The 19,002-nt window shown below is 41.8% G+C and carries 20 protein-coding genes and 1 riboswitch (1 of these 21 running past the window's edge); of the genes, 2 read left to right on the forward strand and 18 right to left on the reverse strand.

The window, feature by feature from the left end:
* Positions 1-5: 5 nt before the first annotated feature.
* The 4 genes from B7E07_RS20635 to B7E07_RS20655 form a co-directional block, all read right to left on the reverse strand.
* Positions 6-689 (reverse strand): heptaprenylglyceryl phosphate synthase, encoded by a 684-nt coding sequence (locus tag B7E07_RS20635; protein WP_080848684.1) that lies wholly within the window; start codon positions 687-689, stop codon positions 6-8.
* 460 nt (positions 690-1,149) lie between these two features.
* Complete coding sequence (locus tag B7E07_RS20645) at positions 1,150-1,461, reverse strand: YerC/YecD family TrpR-related protein (RefSeq protein WP_080848686.1); 312 nt, start codon at positions 1,459-1,461, stop codon at positions 1,150-1,152.
* Between the two features lie 30 nt (positions 1,462-1,491).
* On the reverse strand, positions 1,492-2,544 hold the full coding sequence (locus B7E07_RS20650) for a DUF3048 domain-containing protein (RefSeq protein WP_080848687.1): 1,053 nt from the start codon (positions 2,542-2,544) through the stop codon (positions 1,492-1,494).
* Positions 2,545-2,721: 177 nt separating this feature from the next.
* Positions 2,722-4,464 carry an adenine deaminase C-terminal domain-containing protein gene (locus B7E07_RS20655; RefSeq protein WP_080848688.1) on the reverse strand — a complete coding sequence of 581 codons (1,743 nt, stop codon included), beginning with the start codon at positions 4,462-4,464 and terminating at the stop codon, positions 2,722-2,724.
* Positions 4,465-4,654: 190 nt separating this feature from the next.
* Here B7E07_RS20655 and B7E07_RS20660 point away from each other — a divergent pair, with 190 nt between their 5' ends.
* Together B7E07_RS20660 and B7E07_RS25285 are read left to right on the forward strand one after the other, a co-directional pair.
* A complete protein-coding gene (locus B7E07_RS20660; RefSeq protein WP_080848689.1) occupies positions 4,655-4,939 on the forward strand; it encodes a YgaP family membrane protein in 285 nt (94 codons plus the stop codon).
* Between the two features lie 48 nt (positions 4,940-4,987).
* Positions 4,988-5,098 carry an EYxxD motif small membrane protein gene (locus B7E07_RS25285; protein WP_373886062.1) on the forward strand — a complete coding sequence of 37 codons (111 nt, stop codon included), beginning with the start codon at positions 4,988-4,990 and terminating at the stop codon, positions 5,096-5,098.
* Here B7E07_RS25285 and purD read toward each other — a convergent pair.
* The 14 genes from purD to B7E07_RS20730 all read right to left on the reverse strand — a co-directional run.
* Positions 5,079-6,350 carry a phosphoribosylamine--glycine ligase gene (gene purD / locus B7E07_RS20665; RefSeq protein ID WP_080848690.1) on the reverse strand — a complete coding sequence of 424 codons (1,272 nt, stop codon included), beginning with the start codon at positions 6,348-6,350 and terminating at the stop codon, positions 5,079-5,081. The genes B7E07_RS25285 and purD overlap by 20 nt on opposite strands.
* 25 nt (positions 6,351-6,375) lie before the next feature.
* Positions 6,376-7,908 (reverse strand): bifunctional phosphoribosylaminoimidazolecarboxamide formyltransferase/IMP cyclohydrolase, encoded by a 1,533-nt coding sequence (purH, locus tag B7E07_RS20670; protein ID WP_080848691.1) that lies wholly within the window; start codon positions 7,906-7,908, stop codon positions 6,376-6,378.
* A 49-nt stretch (positions 7,909-7,957) separates the two neighbouring features.
* Positions 7,958-8,539 carry a phosphoribosylglycinamide formyltransferase gene (gene purN, locus B7E07_RS20675; protein WP_080848692.1) on the reverse strand — a complete coding sequence of 194 codons (582 nt, stop codon included), beginning with the start codon at positions 8,537-8,539 and terminating at the stop codon, positions 7,958-7,960.
* A 23-nt stretch (positions 8,540-8,562) separates the two neighbouring features.
* Positions 8,563-9,588 carry a phosphoribosylformylglycinamidine cyclo-ligase gene (gene purM / locus B7E07_RS20680; protein WP_080848693.1) on the reverse strand — a complete coding sequence of 342 codons (1,026 nt, stop codon included), beginning with the start codon at positions 9,586-9,588 and terminating at the stop codon, positions 8,563-8,565.
* Positions 9,589-9,844: 256 nt separating this feature from the next.
* Positions 9,845-11,242, reverse strand: coding sequence for an amidophosphoribosyltransferase (gene purF, locus B7E07_RS20685; RefSeq protein WP_080848694.1), 1,398 nt, complete (start codon positions 11,240-11,242; stop codon positions 9,845-9,847).
* On the reverse strand, positions 11,227-13,443 hold the full coding sequence (gene purL / locus B7E07_RS20690) for a phosphoribosylformylglycinamidine synthase subunit PurL (protein WP_080848695.1): 2,217 nt from the start codon (positions 13,441-13,443) through the stop codon (positions 11,227-11,229). Before purL ends, purF begins: the two co-directional genes overlap by 16 nt.
* Positions 13,427-14,113, reverse strand: a complete 687-nt coding sequence (gene purQ / locus B7E07_RS20695; RefSeq protein WP_080848696.1) for a phosphoribosylformylglycinamidine synthase subunit PurQ — start codon at positions 14,111-14,113, stop codon at positions 13,427-13,429. The genes purL and purQ overlap by 17 nt, the downstream gene beginning before the upstream one ends.
* A complete protein-coding gene (purS, locus tag B7E07_RS20700) occupies positions 14,110-14,364 on the reverse strand; it encodes a phosphoribosylformylglycinamidine synthase subunit PurS (protein WP_080848697.1) in 255 nt (84 codons plus the stop codon). Before purS ends, purQ begins: the two co-directional genes overlap by 4 nt.
* The gene (purC, locus tag B7E07_RS20705) at positions 14,352-15,077 is read right to left on the reverse strand and encodes a phosphoribosylaminoimidazolesuccinocarboxamide synthase (RefSeq protein WP_080848698.1); all 726 of its coding nucleotides are present in this window, start codon (positions 15,075-15,077) and stop codon (positions 14,352-14,354) included. Before purC ends, purS begins: the two co-directional genes overlap by 13 nt.
* Before the next feature lie 140 nt (positions 15,078-15,217).
* Positions 15,218-16,510, reverse strand: coding sequence for an adenylosuccinate lyase (gene purB, locus B7E07_RS20710; RefSeq protein ID WP_080848699.1), 1,293 nt, complete (start codon positions 16,508-16,510; stop codon positions 15,218-15,220).
* Positions 16,511-16,514: 4 nt separating this feature from the next.
* On the reverse strand, positions 16,515-17,669 hold the full coding sequence (gene purK / locus B7E07_RS20715; protein WP_176215258.1) for a 5-(carboxyamino)imidazole ribonucleotide synthase: 1,155 nt from the start codon (positions 17,667-17,669) through the stop codon (positions 16,515-16,517).
* Positions 17,656-18,144 (reverse strand): 5-(carboxyamino)imidazole ribonucleotide mutase, encoded by a 489-nt coding sequence (gene purE / locus B7E07_RS20720; protein WP_080848700.1) that lies wholly within the window; start codon positions 18,142-18,144, stop codon positions 17,656-17,658. The genes purK and purE overlap by 14 nt, the downstream gene beginning before the upstream one ends.
* Positions 18,145-18,344: 200 nt before the next feature.
* Positions 18,345-18,446, reverse strand: a riboswitch (purine riboswitch).
* A gap of 122 nt (positions 18,447-18,568) precedes the next feature.
* A complete protein-coding gene (locus B7E07_RS20725; RefSeq protein ID WP_080848701.1) occupies positions 18,569-18,769 on the reverse strand; it encodes an NETI motif-containing protein in 201 nt (66 codons plus the stop codon).
* Positions 18,766-19,002, reverse strand: partial view of a DUF2179 domain-containing protein gene (locus B7E07_RS20730; protein ID WP_176215314.1) — the end only. Its footprint extends 288 nt past the window's final position; only the last 237 of its 525 coding nucleotides appear in the window; the start codon falls outside the window, past its right edge; the stop codon is at positions 18,766-18,768. The genes B7E07_RS20725 and B7E07_RS20730 overlap by 4 nt, the downstream gene beginning before the upstream one ends.

The raw sequence follows: 19,002 nt of genomic DNA on the forward strand, positions 1-19,002 counted from the left end.
AGCTTTTATCTCACTGCTTCAACCGTCTCCAAAGCCGATTTTAAATCTGTATATATCACATTGCCAACGACCACAACATCTGCGTAAGCTGCCATTTCTTTTGCCTGAATTGCTGAATCAATACCGCCTCCATAAAAAAGAGCCGTATGCTCAAGCGTTTCTTTTACTTCTTTAACAATCGCAGGATCGCCATATTTGCCGCTATACTCGAGATAAAAGATAGGCAGATGAAGCATCTTCTCAGCCATCATCGCATAGGCCCTGACATCATCAGCCGTCAAATCCGTATTAGCTGCTGTAACACTGGCAGCCTTACATTCTTCATTTAATATGCAGTAACCTTGTACGAGAATTTCTTCCCAATTCATAATTTCTCCGTATTCCTTTACAGCTTCATGGTGAAGCCCTGTAATCCACTTCACTTCAGTACTGTTTAATACAGATGGAATAAAGTATAAATCAAAGCCTGGTGTGACGGATTCAATCGTTGAGATCTCTAAGATACATGGAACCGTATATCGGCGAACACGAGCCATTAGGTCCAGTACATTTTCAAGGGTAATCCCGTCGGTTCCGCCAATGATTATAGCATCCGTTCCAGATTCACAAATTTTCTCCAAGTCTTCATCAGAAATATATTTATTAGGATCGAGCTTAAAGGCATGCCGCCACTCGTTAATATCATACATACACACTGCCTCCATTCTATCATTCCATCCAACATTATATCATTTGTACATAAGATCAAAAAGCAAAGACCTGTTGATTAACCAGATGTGCTGCAGTTGGCCTTACCAAGGCAAAAAGGGGGCGGGATCATTATTTTCCATAACTTTCTTCTTCATAAGTTTAAAAAGCAGGTACAAAACTAACATCGACATATTTGGAGTATTCAAACAAACCCGTTCCACCTGGGCTGCGGACACTCGATTTTTTTTCCTTGGTGAGAAGCCGAGCCTCCACGCAGCAGAGCTCCTGCGGGTCTCACCCTTGCCTCTATTGCCCAAAAGAGTCAATCCACTCCTTCTCACTCATGTTTAAAATGAATTTTAAAATAACAAATAAAAAACGAATGATTAGAAAGATTCACTCCCTAACCATTCGCTTCTATGATCGTGTTAAATTTTCTTGTACCTGCCTAGTCCCATTTTACTCCTGCTCTGCTGGACTGTCTTCCTTAATCCGTTCGAGCGCCATCTCATAGGCATCATTTCCATAATTTAAGCAGCGCTTTACACGGGAAATGGTAGCCGTACTTGCACCAGTTTCTGTTTCAATTTTATGATAGGTTTTTCCTTCACGAAGCATGCGTGCAACTTCAAGTCGCTGTGCTAGAGACTGAATCTCATTCACAGTGCACAAATCATCAAAAAAACGATAGCATTCATCTAAATCTTTTAAAGATAAGACCGAATTAAAAAGCTGATCGAGTTCTTTTCCTTTTAATTTATTTATTTGCATATATTTAAGCTCCTTTATTATAGATACAATCTACGAATCATAAGATACAGACTCTTCTAAACCTACACTTGCGGGGATGACATTGATCCACGTTTTTCCTGGCACAAGCCCAATCTGTTCCCCATCAGCTACTGGCAGTATTTTTCCGTCGATATTTTCCCAGTTCACTTCACGGAGTGTTCCCTTTTGAAGCAAATAAGCTCTTCCGCCTGACAATAGATCAATATCACGTCTGCCAGCATTATCCACAATTTCATGCTCTGTTTCCACAATAAATATGTTATCTAAAAGAACCGGTGTATTTGTTTCATAATCCGCCGTCAGTTCTCCATTTGAATATCGCTTATACTTTTCTTGGGCAGTATCATATTCGTAGACAGAATTGAATGTCTCTCTCGAAAAATAAGATACCTTCACATTAGCAGCTGTGTCTCCTTCAAGCTGGCCTATTTCTTCTTTATTCAAGTACTCCAACGGAGACGGTGCGTCTTCCATCGAATAGCCTTTTTCTTCTGCACCTTTTTCTATATTTGCAAACGAGATATAGGAATTGTGCGGTGCTTTTCTGAAGCTTGCCCTTTTAAATAGAGTTCCGTCATAATAGAGCCCATTCAGACTATCAATGTACCCGCTATCCATTAGTTTTTTTGCTTCAGGACTGTTGCCATGAGCAACATATAGACTGTCGTATCCCTTTGCAAGTTCAATATAATAGTCTCGAGCGCTTCGTATAGGACCAATTTGAGCAGGCTTGTGACTTTGGTAGATCGCCAAAAACCTTGTAACTTCTCCTTCAGCAAGCAATTCATACACAATATCCGCTTCGTGCAAACCAGACTGCTGCCGGGCCAGCGGATGGTTGTTAATCATTACAGCTACTGCCCGCCCATTTACTTCTGCTTCAGCTGCTGTCCCTGTAAGCGGGAAAGTGTACTCGGGCTCACTTTCTTCCTGAGCTACTTCTTCTTCTGGCTGCTGTTCATTGTTTGTATGGTCTGTTTCATTACTTTCCGCCTGATCCTCGCTGCATCCTGACAGTAAAATAATCGCCGCAGCAAAAACTGCTATCCATATTTTTGACATCATGCACTCCTAACAAGAAAAGAACTAGCACCTCTGGTCCTGTTATTTTTTCCAATGAGGAAAAGAAATCCCATTCAGCTGCGGTTTTCACCTATCCTCATTCATTCTGGCAGACCGAGTTTTCAAAGCTAGACCCTAATCATAATATTATATTTATATCATACACTCTTTTATATTTTAACGCATTATCGTTGGAAAGAGTACAGTTTTATTCATAACATCATATATGCCTCTTTGGGTGACCCTAATATAAGGAAGGTGAGTAGATGAGAAAAATAATAGCGTATAAATCGGATCAGCAAATTGATAGCCTTTAGCTTTTAAATATGCTAATAGTTTTTTCTCATCCTCGATAAGATCCTCCACTTTTTTATGTGACATTAATCCTTTTAGCTTTAATTGTATTTCAAGCACAATGTTCCCTTGCTCAGAAATAACAATTCCTCCGCCCATTTCCTTCATTCTTAGAAACGCATTCAGCATATCTTGTTTATTTTTCCCTATCACAATGATATCGCCAGTATTGGAAAACGAGCTTGCCAATCCATCCAGTTCTGTCGCAAATCCTTTAAGTACTGTATTGACACGCCATTTGCCATTTCGGTCCACCAGCATAAAGAAACATTCATCATGTGAGTAATCAAGATCATTATACGACACATCGATTGCGACAGAATATGGCTTGGTAATAACCGAATTCTCCATTTTAATGCCAAATGGCATAGAGAATTGCATGTCATCCATAGATAACTCCCAATCAAGCTCCAATGGCTCTAGTCCAAACTCATTCCAGTCAATTTCTTCATACATATTCTGATCTTTTCCATTCAGTTTAACCCACTTCCCTTTAGCGAGAACTGAAACGGGTGTTGGATCTTTTTCGTCCTTGAGGAAGTTGATATTAGCTACCCGCCCTGTTGCAATATTTCCATGCAAGTATTGAATATTATAATATTTGGCAACATTAATGGAGCCCATGTTATAAGCATCAACAACAGGAACTCCTTTTTCTATGGCGATCCGAATCATTTCGTCAATAACGCCGCTTTCTGAAAAAGTAGACGATGAGCCATCGGTTGTAAAGAAAAATTGATCATAATGCTGTATCCCAAGCTCATGAATCTCATCGAGAAGCTTAGGCAAATCCGGCCGAATAGATGAATATCTTAAGGAAACGGTATAACCTTGCATTAACCGATCATATACTTCAGTGCCTGTCATTGCCTCATGATCGCAATCCGCACCAAGAAGCATGAGCTTAGCCAATGTATTTTCAGAAGCGCCTGGAAAATGTCCTTCAATTTGTTTTCTCATGCGTTTCGTTTCCTGCATCCAGTGGAGCATCATATCGTCGCCGTCCAGAAGCTTTGGCCATCCTGTCAATTCACCGCCTTGCAGGACTGCATCATGTTCAAGCCATGCCTTTACATTACTGTGCGAAAAAAGATATTCCTCATTTTGCAGCTCAGTTTGCGGATCAAAGCGGCACCACCAATACATCGTTGATGGAATGTTACGCATTTCACGAAGAAATGAAAACGCTTCCTTTTTATTTAACTGCAATGCCAGCATCATGTTGTCATTGATCAATGTAGTTGTTCCAAATTGCGATGCATAACTCGCAAACGAATGGGGATTATATAACTGAAACGGATGTGCATGTGGTTCTATATAGCCTGGAACAAGTAAATATTCCGAGCAGTCAACCACTTGGCAGCCATCTGTTTTTTCTGGCAGTTTGTCGCCAACATAAACAATACGATCTCCATAAATCCATATATTAGCATTCACCCATTTTCTCAAAACCTGATTCAAGTAACGGGCATTCTTTAGCAGTATAGTTGGTGCAGTTTTTCCATCTAAAATGGAAACATGTTGTCGCAGATGCTTGTTTTTCCAGCGGTATCTCTGTTCCAGCACGTTACTCCCTCCCTTTGTTTTGTATAAATTTTACAGACTATGTGAAATAGTGAATATTTATAATGACACTTAAAGTTATGATTACAGAAGAAAACCCTTACATGTTTAATTTATCATAACATATTTGCCTTTTTAACGCATTAAAGAATTAGGTTAAAAATGTAAAAATTTTATGAAGGAGCTGTTAAATTTGAAAATAACACCGAATATCGGTCTTCTAAGCGCATTGCTCCGCATCACTTGCGGACTTACCATTTTATCTTGGAGTACTGCAAAGCTTGTAAAGTTTCCATGGCGTGATTCCTATTTAGTTGCTTCCATTCTTGGTGCCATGAAGGTTGCAGAAGGAATTGTCCGCTACTGTCCAATCGTAGCATTATATGATAAGGGCCAGGAAATGATGCATGAACGAAAAGGAAATACAAATGAAGACACGATTCAGCAAATGCTTCCGCATAACCCAATTAACGATTAAATAATAAATGCCCCCTGTAAAAGGGGGCAGATTTAAGGAGGGGACGAAATGTTTTGGGAATACCTAACGGATATGTCTTTTGTGCTGGTTGCAGTAATCGGCAGCATTATTGCCCTGTTGTTTGTATTCGTAAGAAAAATCAGGAAAAAGCGTGTTTGATTGCTTTATCTCCAATGTCATTGCGATAGAATATATTTTCCGACTTTATATTTTCTAACTGGCTATATACCTTTTTTTGTGCTTCTGCCAATGTTTCTGCCTTAGCAGCTGCAAGCAGGATTCGACCGCCATTTGCCGTAAACTCTCCTTGCTCATTACGGTCTGTTCCGGCATGAAATACAGTGACAGAATGGTCTATAGAACCCAGCCCCATCAAAACTGCTCCCTTTTCGTATTGCTCCGGATATCCTTTTGCCGCTGCAACAACACCAAGCATCACCTGTTGATCCCACTCAATCTTAGGACTTTCACCATTTATAACAGCAAGCATAACCTCTGCCAAATCTGATTTCATTCTTGGCAGCACAACTTGTGTTTCCGGATCTCCAAAACGAGCATTAAATTCAATGACCTTTGGACCCTGTTCTGTTTTGATTAATCCTGCGTATAGGATTCCGCAGAAACTTCGTCCTTCTTTTACAAGCGCGGCAGCTGCCGGCTTCAATATCGCTTCAACACCGATCGATACCGTTTCGTCTCCAATATGAGCAACAGGTGAATACGCACCCATCCCACCTGTATTAGGACCTTGATCCCCATCAAATGCACGTTTATGATCCTGAGCGATTTCGAGCGGGATGATATTCTCTCCATTTACGAATGCCATAAGTGAAAATTCTTCACCCTCAAGGAATTCTTCAATCACAACCGTAGAGGACGCTTCTCCAAATTTGGCACCTAACAGCATATCTTCTATTGCTGTAAAGGCTTCTTCCTGTGTCATAGCGACGGTGACACCTTTGCCGGCAGCTAATCCATCCGCTTTAATAACAATTGGAGTACCCTTTTTTTCAATATATTCTTTTGCAGCTGAATAATCAGAGAACACCTCATATTCTGCCGTTGGAATATGGTATTTTTTCATTAGCTCTTTCGCAAAAGACTTACTGCCTTCAATTTCTGCTGCTGCTTTTTCTGGTCCAAAAACAGCCAGCCCTTCTTTATTAAAGAGATCAGCCAAACCTGCCAAAAGAGGCACCTCAGGTCCGATTACCGTTAATCCGATTTGGTTTTCCCTCGCAAATTGAAGAAGCTGCTCATGATCTTGCTCGTCTATATTGACGAGCTGTGCAACATCCTCCATGCCTTTATTGCCAGGTGCAGCAAAAACGGTTTCCACACTTTCACTTTCATTCATTTTATAGCAAATGGCGTGTTCTCTTCCACCTCTGCCAATGACTAAAACATTCATCTTCCCATTCCCTCTTTCACAGTGATTAATGTTTGAAATGTCTTACTCCTGTGAATACCATCGCAATGCCATATTCGTCTGCTTTCTTAATGGAATCTGCATCCTTGATCGAGCCGCCCGGCTGAATGATTGCTGTAATCCCAGCTTTTGCAGCCGCCTCAACGGTATCATCCATTGGGAAGAATGCGTCTGATGCAAGCGCAGCTCCCTCTGCCCGCTCACCTGCTTGTTCAAGAGCAATTTTAGCTGCACCAACACGGTTCATCTGACCTGCTCCAACACCAAGAGTCATCTCATCACTGCTTACTACGATTGCATTGGACTTAACGTGCTTAACGACTTTCCAGCCAAGTTTCAGAGCATTCCATTCTTCCTCTGATGGCTCACGCTTAGTAGGTATAGAGATTTCCGCATTCTCCAGACTATAGCCATCAAAATCCTGAACAAGCAATCCGCCTTCAATGGATGTGTACTTTTGCTCGTTGTTTCCATTAGCAAAAGGTATGGTCAATAAACGAATGTTTTTCTTTCCTTGTAAAATCGCCAGTGCTTCTTCTGAAAAGGCAGGAGCAATGACAATCTCTAAGAAAATCTCATGCAATTTTTGTGCCGTCTCACCGTCAACCTCTCGATTCAAGGCTATGATTCCACCAAAAATGGAAATCGGATCCGCTTCAAATGCTTTTGAAAAGGCAGCATATACTGAATCGCCTGTACCAACTCCACACGGATTCATATGCTTAACCGCCACTGCAGCAGGTTCAGCAAATTCCTTAATGATTTGAATGGCTGCTTCTGCATCATTGATATTGTTATACGAAAGCTCCTTGCCGTGTAATTGCTTTGCATTGGCAATGGAAAATTCAGAGCCAAGCGGCTTTCGATAAAATGCCGCTTTCTGATGCGGATTTTCTCCATAACGGAGCCCCTGATTCAATTCATACGTTACCGTTAATTTTTCAGGTGCTGTTTCACCTGTTAAATCTGTCATATACTGTGCAATCATGCTGTCATACGCTGCTGTATGGCGGAAAACTTTTGCTGCAAGTGTTCGTTTTGTTTCACTTGTGACCGAACCATCTTGTTTTAGCTGTGTTAAAACTGTTTCATAATCAGAAGGATCCACAACGACTGTTACATACTCATGATTTTTTGCTGATGCCCGCAGCATCGCTGGTCCGCCAATATCAATATTTTCAATTGCATCCTCTACCGTTACATCCGGCTTAGCAATCGTCTGCTGAAAAGGATACAAATTCACACAAACAACTTCAATAGGGCTGATTCCATGCTCATCCAGCTGTGCTTTATGCAATGGCTCGCCAAATTTAGCTAACAGACCGCCATGTATCATTGGATTTAGTGTTTTTACACGTCCTTCCAGAATTTCCGGAAAACCAGTGACTTCACTGACACTAATGACAGGAATTCCTTGCTCCTCCAACGCCTTTTTTGTTCCGCCTGTTGATAAAATTTCAAAACCAAGTTCATGCAGGCTTTTCGCAAATTCCGCAATCCCGCTTTTATCTGATACACTAATAAGCGCTCGTTTGTTCATTCGTCTTCCCCCTAAGTCTATTTGCCGTCTGTAGGACCGTTTCATTCGATTATTTCACTGACAGTTCATCTTTACATAATGTTTGCAATACTTCTGGATAAAGAATATGTTCGACTTTATGGATTTTTTTTTGAAGAGTTGCTATTGTGTCGGTTTTATCGACGGGTACTTTTCTTTGTTCAATGATCGGCCCGGTGTCCATTCCTGCATCAACATAATGAACAGTCACACCAGTAACTTCCGCTCCTGCTCTCAATGCCTGGCCAATCGCATCTTTTCCCGGAAAAGCCGGCAGCAAAGAAGGATGAATATTAATAATTTTCCCTTCAAATTCACGGAGAAGGACGTTTCCAATCAATCTCATATACCCTGCTAAAACAATAAGGTCAATGTTTTTTGCTTTCAATTCATGAAGAATTTCTGTTTCATATTCTTCCTTACTGCCATAGTTTTTTGCTTGAAAAACAAAGGCTGGAATTTCATTATGGGCCGCTCTCTCAATGCTGTATGCGTTTGGCTTGTCAGAGACAAACAAATTAATCTGAGCTTCCAGAGAACCTGTCTGAACGGCGTCTATAATCGCTTGAAAGTTCGTTCCGCTGCCGGAAGCAAACACTGCAATATTTTTCATTTTTTTCCTCCACGGATTGTTCATTACGTGATGCCGATTCCTTCTTGCTCTGTGACAACACCAATGACAGCTGCCTTTTCTCCCATTTCATTGAAATACTGAACGACCTCCACTGCTAAGTCTTTGTTAACAGCAGCAACCATTCCAATTCCCATATTAAAAATATTATACATTTCCTTCAGCTCAAGACTGCCAATCTCCTGCATAAGCTTAAAGACAGCAGGAAGCTCAATTGAATCTTTCCTAATTTCAGCACCTAAGCCTGCTGGGAGCATTCGCGGAATATTTTCGATAAATCCGCCTCCGGTAATATGCGAGAGACCTTTTAGTTCAAACTTTTTCATAGCAGCTAAAAGCGGTTTTACATAAATTTTTGTTGGGCGCAGCAGTTCTTCCCCTAAAGTACAGCCCAATTCTTCAACATAATCCTCGAGCTTCATATTGGCTTGTTCAAAAAACAGCTTTCTTACAAGAGAATAGCCGTTGCTGTGAATTCCACTTGAAGCTAATCCTATTAATACATCGCCCGCCTGAATATTCTTTCCTGTAATCAAGTTCGATTTTTCAGCAGCACCTACAGAAAATCCGGCAAGATCATATTCTTCTTCACTGTACATTCCAGGCATTTCAGCTGTTTCTCCGCCAATAAGAGCACATCCTGCCTGTTCACAGCCTTCAGAAATCCCTTTTACAATCGCTTCGATCTTCTCAGGCTCTGCCTTGCCGCATGCAATATAGTCTAAGAAATAAAGCGGCTCTGCTCCTTGAACGACAATATCGTTCACACACATGGCCACAGCATCAATTCCGATTGTATCATGCTGATTCATCATAAAGGCAAGCATGAGCTTGGTTCCTACCCCATCTGTTCCAGAAACAAGCACAGGCTCTTTTAAATTCAGTGAAGACAGATCAAACATACCGCCAAATCCGCCTAGCCCTCCCATGACCCCTGGACGAGCCGTTCTTTCCACATGCTTTTTCATGCGAGTGACTGCTTCATAGCCTGCTTCAATATTTACTCCAGCTTGCTTATAAGCATTTGCCATGCTTTTCACCTCGTCTGTGATATTTCAATTTTTCGTAAAGTTTACTGTTATTTCCACTCCATGGTACTCGCTTTCCGGCGGAGCGGGTGGTGAGCCTCCCTGGCACTGTCGCACCTGCGGGGTCTCACCTTTCCACTCGTCCCGCAGGAGTCTCGCACCATTCCGTTCCAATTAACAAGCGTATTGCTAAAACTACTACCATAAACAAGTTAATCAAACTCAATTTCTTTAAAAAAAGCGGCTAATGCGTGCCGCTTTATACCTTTTCATACGGATGTAATGTGCTTGGATAAATTTCAGTCGGGTATTGCCCTGTGAAGCAGGCTAAACATTGACCGTCTTTTCTGCCGACTGCCTTGACCATTCCTTCTACTGATAGGAAGGTAAGTGTATCTGCACCAATGATTTCTCTAATTTCTTCTACATTATGATTGCCCGCTATGAGTTCTTCCTTCGTGGATGTGTCGATTCCGTAGAAGCAAGGATTTTTAATGGGAGGAGAACTAATGACAACATGAACCTCTGTAGCACCCGCTTCCTTCAGCATGGCAACAATTCTTCTGCTTGTTGTTCCGCGTACAATCGAATCATCAACCATCACAACCCGTTTCCCCTCTACAACACCGCGAACAGGCGAAAGCTTCATCTTTACACCTTGTTCCCTCAATGATTGGGATGGCTGAATAAATGTGCGGCCAACATATTTATTTTTAATGAGGCCCATTTCGTATGGAATCCCCGTAGCTTCTGCATACCCAATTGCAACAGAGATACTTGAATCAGGAACACCTGTAACTACATCCGCTTCAATTGGCACTTCAACAGCTAGCTGTTTACCAAGGTTTTTACGAGCAGTATGCACGTTGATTCCGTTAATATTGCTGTCCGGACGGGAAAAATAAACATATTCCATCATACACATTGCGATATTTGAAGCCATTGCAAACATTTCAGAACGGAAGCCGTTATCATCGATAATCAAAAGCTCTCCCGGTAAAACATCCCTTATAAATTCAGCTCCAACGATATCAAACGCACATGTTTCTGAAGCAACAACATAAGCATCTCCAAGCTTCCCAAGTGAAAGGGGACGCATTCCGTTTGGATCAAGTGCTACCATCATTTCTGTCTCGGTCATGATTAGAAAAGCATAAGCGCCTTTTACCATGGATAGCGCATTTTTCACACGATCTTTAAAAGAAGAAAAACCGCCGCGCTTGATTAAATGAGCAAGCACCTCTGTATCTGAGCTTGTTTGAAAAATACTTCCCTGTGCCTCCAGCTGATGCTTCAGAGCAGTTGCATTCGTTAAATTGCCATTATGGCATAATGCTAAGCTTCCACTTTGTGAGTGAAAGAGAAGCGGCTGAACATTTTCATATCCTCCGCCTCCTGCCGTTGCATATCGCACATGCCCGATTGCTGCTTTCCCTTCAAGCTCTTCTATCGCTTCTGCGGTAAAAACTTCTGTTACAAGCCCCTCGCCCTTTACACCCTTCAGCTTAGCACCATCTGTAACGACTATGCCTGTACCTTCCTGTCCGCGATGCTGCAGACTATGAAGACCATAATAGGTGATTTGAGCTGCTTCCGTATGACCCCAGACACCAAAAATGCCACATTCCTCGTTTAGTCCCTTTATTTCAGCAAGCATGGGATAGCCCCTTTCCAAGCTTCCTTCAAAATGGCTGTTTGTTCAGACAGCAGAAGCCCGTTCTCAGATGTTAGTTGTAATTCTGGAATATCAGTTACTTCACCAATCAATACAGCATCTGTTAATGCTTCAAATGCTTCTTGGTTTTCCTTTTTAACGGAAAGCAAGAAACGTGATTGAGACTCTCCAAAAAGAGCAGATACTTCATTTCCTGTGACCTTGATTTTTGCCCCAAGCTCTGCTGTGCCGAATAAGCTTTCAGCTGCTGCTACAGCAAGTCCGCCCTCTGCAACATCATGAGCAGATGCCACTAACCCAGAGCGAATAGCACCCAATACTTGGCTTTGATGCTTTTCTTCTGTCTCTAAATGAAGCTCTGGTGCTTTTCCAAAGATTTTTCCGTACGTGAGCTTTTGCAATTCACTGCCGCCAAACTCATCCTTTGAATCTCCTAAAAGATAGATAAGATCTCCAGCTGCTTTGAAATGCTGTGTGGTTGTATGTTTAATGTTCTGCACGAGTCCAACCATCCCAATGACTGGAGTTGGATAGATCGCAGTCCCGTTTGTTTCGTTGTATAATGAAACATTTCCGCCAATGACCGGTGTATTTAAGGTGCGGCATGCTTCACTTATCCCGTCGGCTGCCTTTTCGATCTGCCAGAAAATCTCTGGTTTTTCGGGATTTCCAAAGTTAAGGTTATCGGTAATTGCCAGCGGTTCTCCGCCTGAGCAAACGATATTTCTTGCTGCTTCGGCAACAGCAATTTTCCCGCCTGTTTCCGGATCAAGATACATATATCTTGAATTGCAGTCTGTTGTCATCGCTAAGCCTTTTTCTGTACCGCGAATACGGACAACCGCTGCGTCTGAGCCTGGAGCAACAACAGTACTTGTGCGCACCATATAGTCGTATTGATCGTAAACCCATTCTTTACTTGCAATTGTCGGCTGCTTCAATAGGTTGATTAATGTCTCACGATAGTCTTCTACAGTCGGAATTAGATTCTCCATCGCTTGAAATTCACGGAAATATTCCGGTTCTTTAGAAGGCTTATGATAAACAGGAGCCTCTTCTGCTAAGGCATCTGCAGGCACATCCGCCACCACTTCACCGTTATGAAGCAAACGAAGCATTTTATCATCTGTTACCGTTCCAATAGCTACAGCTTCAAGCTCATATTTTGAAAATAGATCAACAATTTCCTGCTCTCTTCCCTTTTTCACTACGATGAGCATGCGCTCCTGTGATTCAGATAGCATCATTTCATAAGCAGTCATGCCTCTTTCACGCTGCGGCACAAGATCAAGGTTCATTTCAATCCCTGAACCAGCCTTGCTCGCCATTTCTGCTGATGAGCTTGTTAATCCTGCCGCTCCCATGTCCTGAATGCCGACTAATGCATCTGATTGAACAAGCTCTAAACAAGCTTCCAGAAGAAGCTTTTCCATGAAAGGATCGCCAACCTGAACAGCAGGTCGTTTTTCTTCTGATTGCTCTGTTAATTCTTCTGATGCAAAGGTCGCGCCATGAATGCCATCACGACCAGTCTTTGCTCCCACATACATAACTGTGTTGCCCACTCCATGTGCCTGCCCTTTTTTAATATCCTTATGATCAATGAGACCAACACACATCGCATTAACGAGCGGGTTTCCTTCATAAGAGGATTCGAACTGAATTTCGCCCCCAACTGTCGGGATGCCAATGCAGTTTCCATATCCGGCAATTCCCGCAACCACTTCTTTAAACAAATACTTCACTCGAGCGGTTTCAAGCTCTCCAAATCGAAGAGAGTTTAATAGAGCAATAGGTCTTGCACCCATTGAAAAAACATCACGGATAATTCCGCCTACACCAGTAGCTGCACCTTGATATGGTTCAATGGCAGAAGGGTGGTTATGGCTCTCGATTTTAAATACAACCGCCTGCTCATCTCCAATGTCTACAATCCCTGCACCTTCACCTGGGCCCTGCAGAACCCTCTCACCGCTTGTAGGGAATTTTTTTAATACTGGTTTACTATTTTTATAGCTGCAATGCTCTGACCACATAACAGAGAAGAGGCCGATTTCGGTGTAATTTGGCAGACGTCCGAGAATCTTTTCAACCATCGCAAATTCTTCATCCGTCAATCCCATTTCTGCATATACCTTTTGCTGTTTTAATTCTTCCGGACTAGGTTCAAGCATTAACGACATGTGCTTCCCTCCAATTTTTTACGATCGATTGAAAAAGTTTCAGACCATCTGCTCCGCCCAAAAGTTCATCTACTGCTCTTTCTGGGTGAGGCATCATTCCAAGAACATTGCCCTTCTCATTCACAATGCCTGCAATGTCTTCCAGGCTTCCATTTGGATTTGTTCCGCTGTATGTGAACACAATTTGCTTGTTTTCTTTTAGCTGAGATAGTGTTTGCTCGTCACAATAATAGTTTCCTTCACCATGTGCAATTGGAATCATGATCTCTTCCTGCTCTTGATAAGAGGATGTAAACATCGTTTCTCGATTTTCAACCTTTAGCTTGACTGGGCGGCAAATGAACTTCAGCGTTTCATTCCGTCTCATTGCTCCCGGCAGCAGGCCAGCCTCTAATAATACTTGGAATCCGTTGCAAACGCCTAAGATTGGCTTTCCAGCTTCTGCTGCCTTCACAACCTCTTTCATTACATTGCTGAAGCGTGCAATTGCTCCAGACCGCAGGTAGTCACCATAGGAGAACCCGCCAGGAAGCAAAATACCATCAAACTCATCAAGATTTTCTGTATCATGCCACACATACTCTGCTTCTGCACCAAGCTCATCCTTTATGGCATGAAACATGTCGATATCGCAGTTTGACCCTGGGAATACAATAACGGCAAACTTCACTGTGCAACAGCCTCCTCAATTTCAAAGCGATAGTCTTCAATCACGACATTAGCCAGCAATCTCTCACACATTTCCTTAACGACTTCTTCAATATTCCGCTCCGTTTTTTCCACAGTCAGCTCCATATACTTCCCAATGCGGACATCTGATACTTCGTTATAATCTAGTGAATGCAGAGAATTTTTTACGACTGAACCTTGAGGATCTAATACACTCTCTCTTAATGTGATGAAGACTTTTACTTTGTACATGCTGTTTGGCCTCCCAATCTGGCTAAAATAGTTTCGTATGCTTCTGTTAAATCTCCTAAATCTCTTCTAAAGACATCTTTATCAAGCTTTTCCTTTGTTTTTTCATCCCAAAGCCTGCAGGTATCTGGAGATATTTCATCTGCAAGGATAATATCTCCGTTTGCATCTTTCCCAAACTCAAGCTTAAAATCAATAAGCACAATGCCTAACTCTTTGAAAAATTGAGATAATACTTTGTTTACCTGCAGTGCTTTTACCTTTAATTCCTCAACTTCCTCAACACTTGCCAATGCTAAAATTTCAATATGATCCTCAGTTAAAATCGGATCTCCCAGATCGTCATCCTTATAATAAAATTCAACGATTGGCCGAGAAAGCAGAAGTCCTTCTTCCATTCCTAATCGCTTGGAGAAGCTTCCTGCGGAGTAATTGCGAACGACTGTTTCAAGAGGGATAATGTCTACTCTTTTCACAAGCTGCTCTGTTGGAGAAATGCGTTTCACAAAATGTGAACCTATGCCAAGCTCTTGAAGCTTTAAAAATAGTAAACTGGTAATTTCATTGTTTAGTCTTCCTTTGCCGGCAATGCTTGCTTTTTTCTCCCCGTTGTAGGCAGTGGCAGAATCTTTATATTCAATCCAGACGATTTCTTTTTCTTCAGTGCTATATATTTTCTTCGCCTTGCCCTCGTATAACAGTGTTCCTTTTTCCATAACAGGAGAGCCCCCTTTAACGAAATAGTAGGAATAATCCAGGTAGTCAGATCCAAATGAATTTTCAGACCTATCATTCAAAAGCTTGCCTATCTAAGATGCGTTCAGTTAGATGATCGCACCTTAGACGGCATCAGTCTTTACAGACCTAAACGGTCAAATATTGTATCTACATGTTTGATATGGTAGTTATAGTCAAAACAATCTTCAATTTCCTCTGGAGAAAGCTTCGCTGTAATAGTCTCATCCGCTTCAATAAGACTGCGGAAAGGCACTTGCTTCTCCCATGCTTCCATTGCACGAGGCTGCACAGTATCATATGCTTCTTCACGCGGCAGCCCTTTATCAATCAAAGCTAACAGGACTCGTTGTGAATATATTAATCCAAGAGTTCGATCCATATTGCGTTTCATGTTTTCAGGGAATACCGTTAAGTTTTTCACGATATTGCCAAAACGATTTAACATATAGTTTAATGCGATGGTTGCATCAGGAAGAATGATTCTTTCAGCAGAAGAGTGAGAAATATCCCTTTCATGCCAAAGTGAAACATTCTCATAAGCTGTCATCATATAACCGCGAATCACTCTTGCTAAGCCTGTCATATTTTCTGAACCTATTGGGTTGCGCTTATGAGGCATCGCAGAGGAGCCTTTTTGCCCTTTTGCGAAAAACTCTTCCACTTCGCGCGTTTCGCTTTTTTGCAGACCGCGTACTTCTGTTGCAAACTTTTCAATGGAAGTTGCGATTAAAGCAATGCTGCTCATATAATGAGCGTGGCGGTCACGCTGTAAAGTTTGTGTAGAGATTGGTGCTGGCTGAATTCCTAACTTCTCACATACATAGCTTTCAACAAACGGATTGATATTGGCATATGTTCCAACAGCGCCGGAAATTTTCCCGAACTCCACGCCAGCTGCCGCTTCTTTGAAACGATCTAGATTTCTTTTCATTTCTTCGTGCCATAGTGCAAGCTTTAAACCAAATGTAGTCGGCTCTGCATGCACGCCATGTGTACGGCCCATCATAACTGTGTATTTATGCTCTTGTGCTTTATTTTTCAAAATCTCCACAAAGCGTTCTAAATCTTTTACTAAAATATCATTAGCCTGTTTAATTAAGTATGAAAGTGCGGTATCTACTACATCTGTTGATGTTAAGCCGTAATGTACCCATTTTCTTTCATCGCCCAATGTTTCTGAAACCGCACGTGTAAATGCAACAACATCATGTCTTGTTTCTTCTTCGATTTCTTTAATGCGATCGATATTAAAGGAAGCATTTTCGCGAATCTTTTGAACATCCGCCTTTGGGATGTCACCAAGCTCTGCCCATGCTTCACATGCTAAAATTTCAACCTCCAGCCATGCCTGGAAGCGGTTCTGTTCCGTCCAAATGGCTCCCATTTCTGGGCGAGTATAACGTTCAATCATCTTTTTATCCTCCGATTCTTTCCTTACTGCAAGACCAGATGCCAGTATGCTCCGCTTCAGCAAGCGCTTCTTCGACATGGTCTCTTAATAATGTAATATGTCCCATTTTTCTTTTAAACTTAGCTTCCTTTTTGCCGTACAGATGCACCTTCCAGTTATAAAGAGCAGGGATTCTTGCAAGCAATGGCTCCTGATGCTCACCTAGGATGTTCACCATGACAGCTGGCTTTAATAAGCTCATGCTTCCCAGGGGCAAATTACATACAGCCCGAATATGCTGCTCAAATTGTGACGTTTCACATGCTTCAATCGAATAATGACCGGAATTATGCGGCCTAGGTGCCAACTCATTAATAAATATTTCGTCCTCATCCGTTAAGAACATTTCAACGGCAAGCGTACCTGTCAGATTCAGCTCCTCAGCCAGATGTTCTGCAGCCATTATCGCCTTTTCTGCTGCTTTGCCTGAAATTCTTGCTGGCACGATTGTCTGATGCAGAATATTGTCTTTATGGACATTCTCAGCAACCGGAAGAACTGCCTTTTCTCCTGATGGACTTCTAAAAATGATCACGCTGATTTCTTTATGAAAAGAAATGAATTGCTCCAGCACACACGGACCGTTTTGAAGAAGCTTTGCTGCTTCAGCAATATCGCTTTCATCTTTTAGAACATATTGCCCTTTACCATCATATCCTCCTCTGGCAGTCTTTAAAACGGCCGGAAGACCAAGCTTTTCTATATTATCATAAATGTCGTTTTCTGTTTGTATCACTGCGTATGGAGCTACAGCTGAGCCTGAAGCTGATATTGCCGTTTTTTCCGTAATACGATTTTGGGTAATTTCCAGCAGCTCTTTCCCTTGTGGAACATATGCATGGCTGCAAAGCCAATCAAGTGCTTCTGCACTAATATTTTCAAATTCATATGTGATTACATCACTTACAGCTTCCAGCTCTCTGATGCCTTCAAAACTATCATAAGCGTCGACGATCGTAATATCTGCTACCTGTCCGCATGGCGAATCCTCAGCTGGGTCTAGAACAGCAACTCTATACCCCATTGCCTTTGCCGAGAGAGCCATCATTTTCCCCAGCTGTCCGCCGCCAATAATACCAATTGTTTGTCCGGGTAAAATTATTTTGTTAGACAAGCTCATCACTGCTCTCCAATACTTCTTTCTTTATTCTTTCCCGTCTCTGTTCTAACTTTTGAGCTATTTTTTCATCAAACGCTCCAAGCATTTGCGTTGCCAGTAAACCTGCATTTACAGCACCTGCCTTCCCAATTGCGACAGTTGCAACAGGAACGCCTCCTGGCATCTGTACAATGGAAAGTAAAGAATCTAACCCATTTAAAGCCTTTGACTGAACAGGAACCCCAATGACAGGCAAAGTCGTTTTTGCTGCTACCATGCCAGGCAAATGTGCTGCACCGCCCGCTCCGGCAATGATCACTTTTATATCGTTATCCCGAGCCTTTTCGGCATATTCAAACATTAAATCTGGAGTTCGATGTGCGGAAACAACCTTCTTTACATAAGGTATTTCCAATTCTTCTAACACATCGCAAGCATGTTTCATCGTTTCCCAATCTGATTTACTGCCCATAATGACTGCTACTCTTGTTCCCATGTCTCTCCTCCAGCAGTGTGACTTCTCTTGTTTAATATCTTTCTAATATTCTTCTAAATGCAGGCACCAACATAATCTCTATTGCATAAAAAAAGCCCAGGCAGATGCCTTCTCATGAGAGAAAGTTATCTGCCCAGGCTAAAATATATGAGGTGCCAATAATTCCATCGACAATTCAAATGTGGAAGCACCAAACGCCGGTCATATTAACTCTCCCTCATAGTCCAGTAATTTACGGTTACCGGGTAGAAACTTCTGGGCCATATTCCCAACATTATACGAGGGTTATTTATTCGTTTATCGTCATTAACTGATTACATTCGTTTTCTTCTGTTTCTGTCACGTTTATCTTAACAACTTGTGAAAGAGTATGTCAACGGAAATCTCGAACAATATAAAAAGTCAGACAATTAATGTTCGTGTTTTACTCACTTATTTGGATGCCTTCAAAAATAATCTGCCGTCCAGCGGGTTCATAAGATACGTTACCCCCATCTTTTACTTCTTTAAAAATAGGTTTTTCCGTCCTTTTAACTGCCATATAGCCTGCTTTTTTCATTCTTTCAAGGCAGTCATCAATACTTTCGTTTTCCAAAACCTCAAATTTCTGTTTCCCTTTGCTCATGAAAATAGCTTTCCTTTCTTAACCGACTTCACCCAGAAGCCTCCATGTATCGTCTTTGGTTCATATGCAATAATAAACGCTTTTGGATCCAGTTCTTTAATTGTTTGATACAGTCTTAATTCATATTTTCTAGGTGTTAAAATCTGCAGCGCCATCCGGTCACCTTCTAAGCCATTTGCAGCCCAGCTTGTTACACCATAGCCTTTCTCACGCAAATCCTTTGGTAAATCACG

Source organism: Cytobacillus gottheilii (genome assembly GCF_900166665.1).
GTDB lineage: Bacteria > Bacillota > Bacilli > Bacillales > Cytobacillaceae > Cytobacillus > Cytobacillus gottheilii_A.

Bases quoted from the DNA above. Each gene is read 5' to 3' on its own strand.
- B7E07_RS20635 (WP_080848684.1), bottom strand. From the start codon at position 689: ATGTATGATATTAACGAGTGGCGGCATGCCTTTAAGCTCGATCCTAAT.
- B7E07_RS20645 (WP_080848686.1), bottom strand. From the start codon at position 1,461: ATGCAAATAAATAAATTAAAAGGAAAAGAACTCGATCAGCTTTTTAAT.
- B7E07_RS20650 (WP_080848687.1), bottom strand. From the start codon at position 2,544: ATGTCAAAAATATGGATAGCAGTTTTTGCTGCGGCGATTATTTTACTG.
- B7E07_RS25285 (WP_373886062.1), top strand. From the start codon at position 4,988: ATGTTTTGGGAATACCTAACGGATATGTCTTTTGTGCTGGTTGCAGTA.
- purD (WP_080848690.1), bottom strand. From the start codon at position 6,350: ATGAATGTTTTAGTCATTGGCAGAGGTGGAAGAGAACACGCCATTTGC.
- purH (WP_080848691.1), bottom strand. From the start codon at position 7,908: ATGAACAAACGAGCGCTTATTAGTGTATCAGATAAAAGCGGGATTGCG.
- purN (WP_080848692.1), bottom strand. From the start codon at position 8,539: ATGAAAAATATTGCAGTGTTTGCTTCCGGCAGCGGAACGAACTTTCAA.
- purM (WP_080848693.1), bottom strand. From the start codon at position 9,588: ATGGCAAATGCTTATAAGCAAGCTGGAGTAAATATTGAAGCAGGCTAT.
- purF (WP_080848694.1), bottom strand. From the start codon at position 11,242: ATGCTTGCTGAAATAAAGGGACTAAACGAGGAATGTGGCATTTTTGGT.
- purL (WP_080848695.1), bottom strand. From the start codon at position 13,443: ATGTCGTTAATGCTTGAACCTAGTCCGGAAGAATTAAAACAGCAAAAG.
- purS (WP_080848697.1), bottom strand. From the start codon at position 14,364: ATGTACAAAGTAAAAGTCTTCATCACATTAAGAGAGAGTGTATTAGAT.
- purC (WP_080848698.1), bottom strand. From the start codon at position 15,077: ATGGAAAAAGGAACACTGTTATACGAGGGCAAGGCGAAGAAAATATAT.
- purB (WP_080848699.1), bottom strand. From the start codon at position 16,510: ATGATTGAACGTTATACTCGCCCAGAAATGGGAGCCATTTGGACGGAA.
- purK (WP_176215258.1), bottom strand. From the start codon at position 17,669: ATGAGCTTGTCTAACAAAATAATTTTACCCGGACAAACAATTGGTATT.
- purE (WP_080848700.1), bottom strand. From the start codon at position 18,144: ATGGGAACAAGAGTAGCAGTCATTATGGGCAGTAAATCAGATTGGGAA.
- B7E07_RS20725 (WP_080848701.1), bottom strand. From the start codon at position 18,769: ATGAGCAAAGGGAAACAGAAATTTGAGGTTTTGGAAAACGAAAGTATT.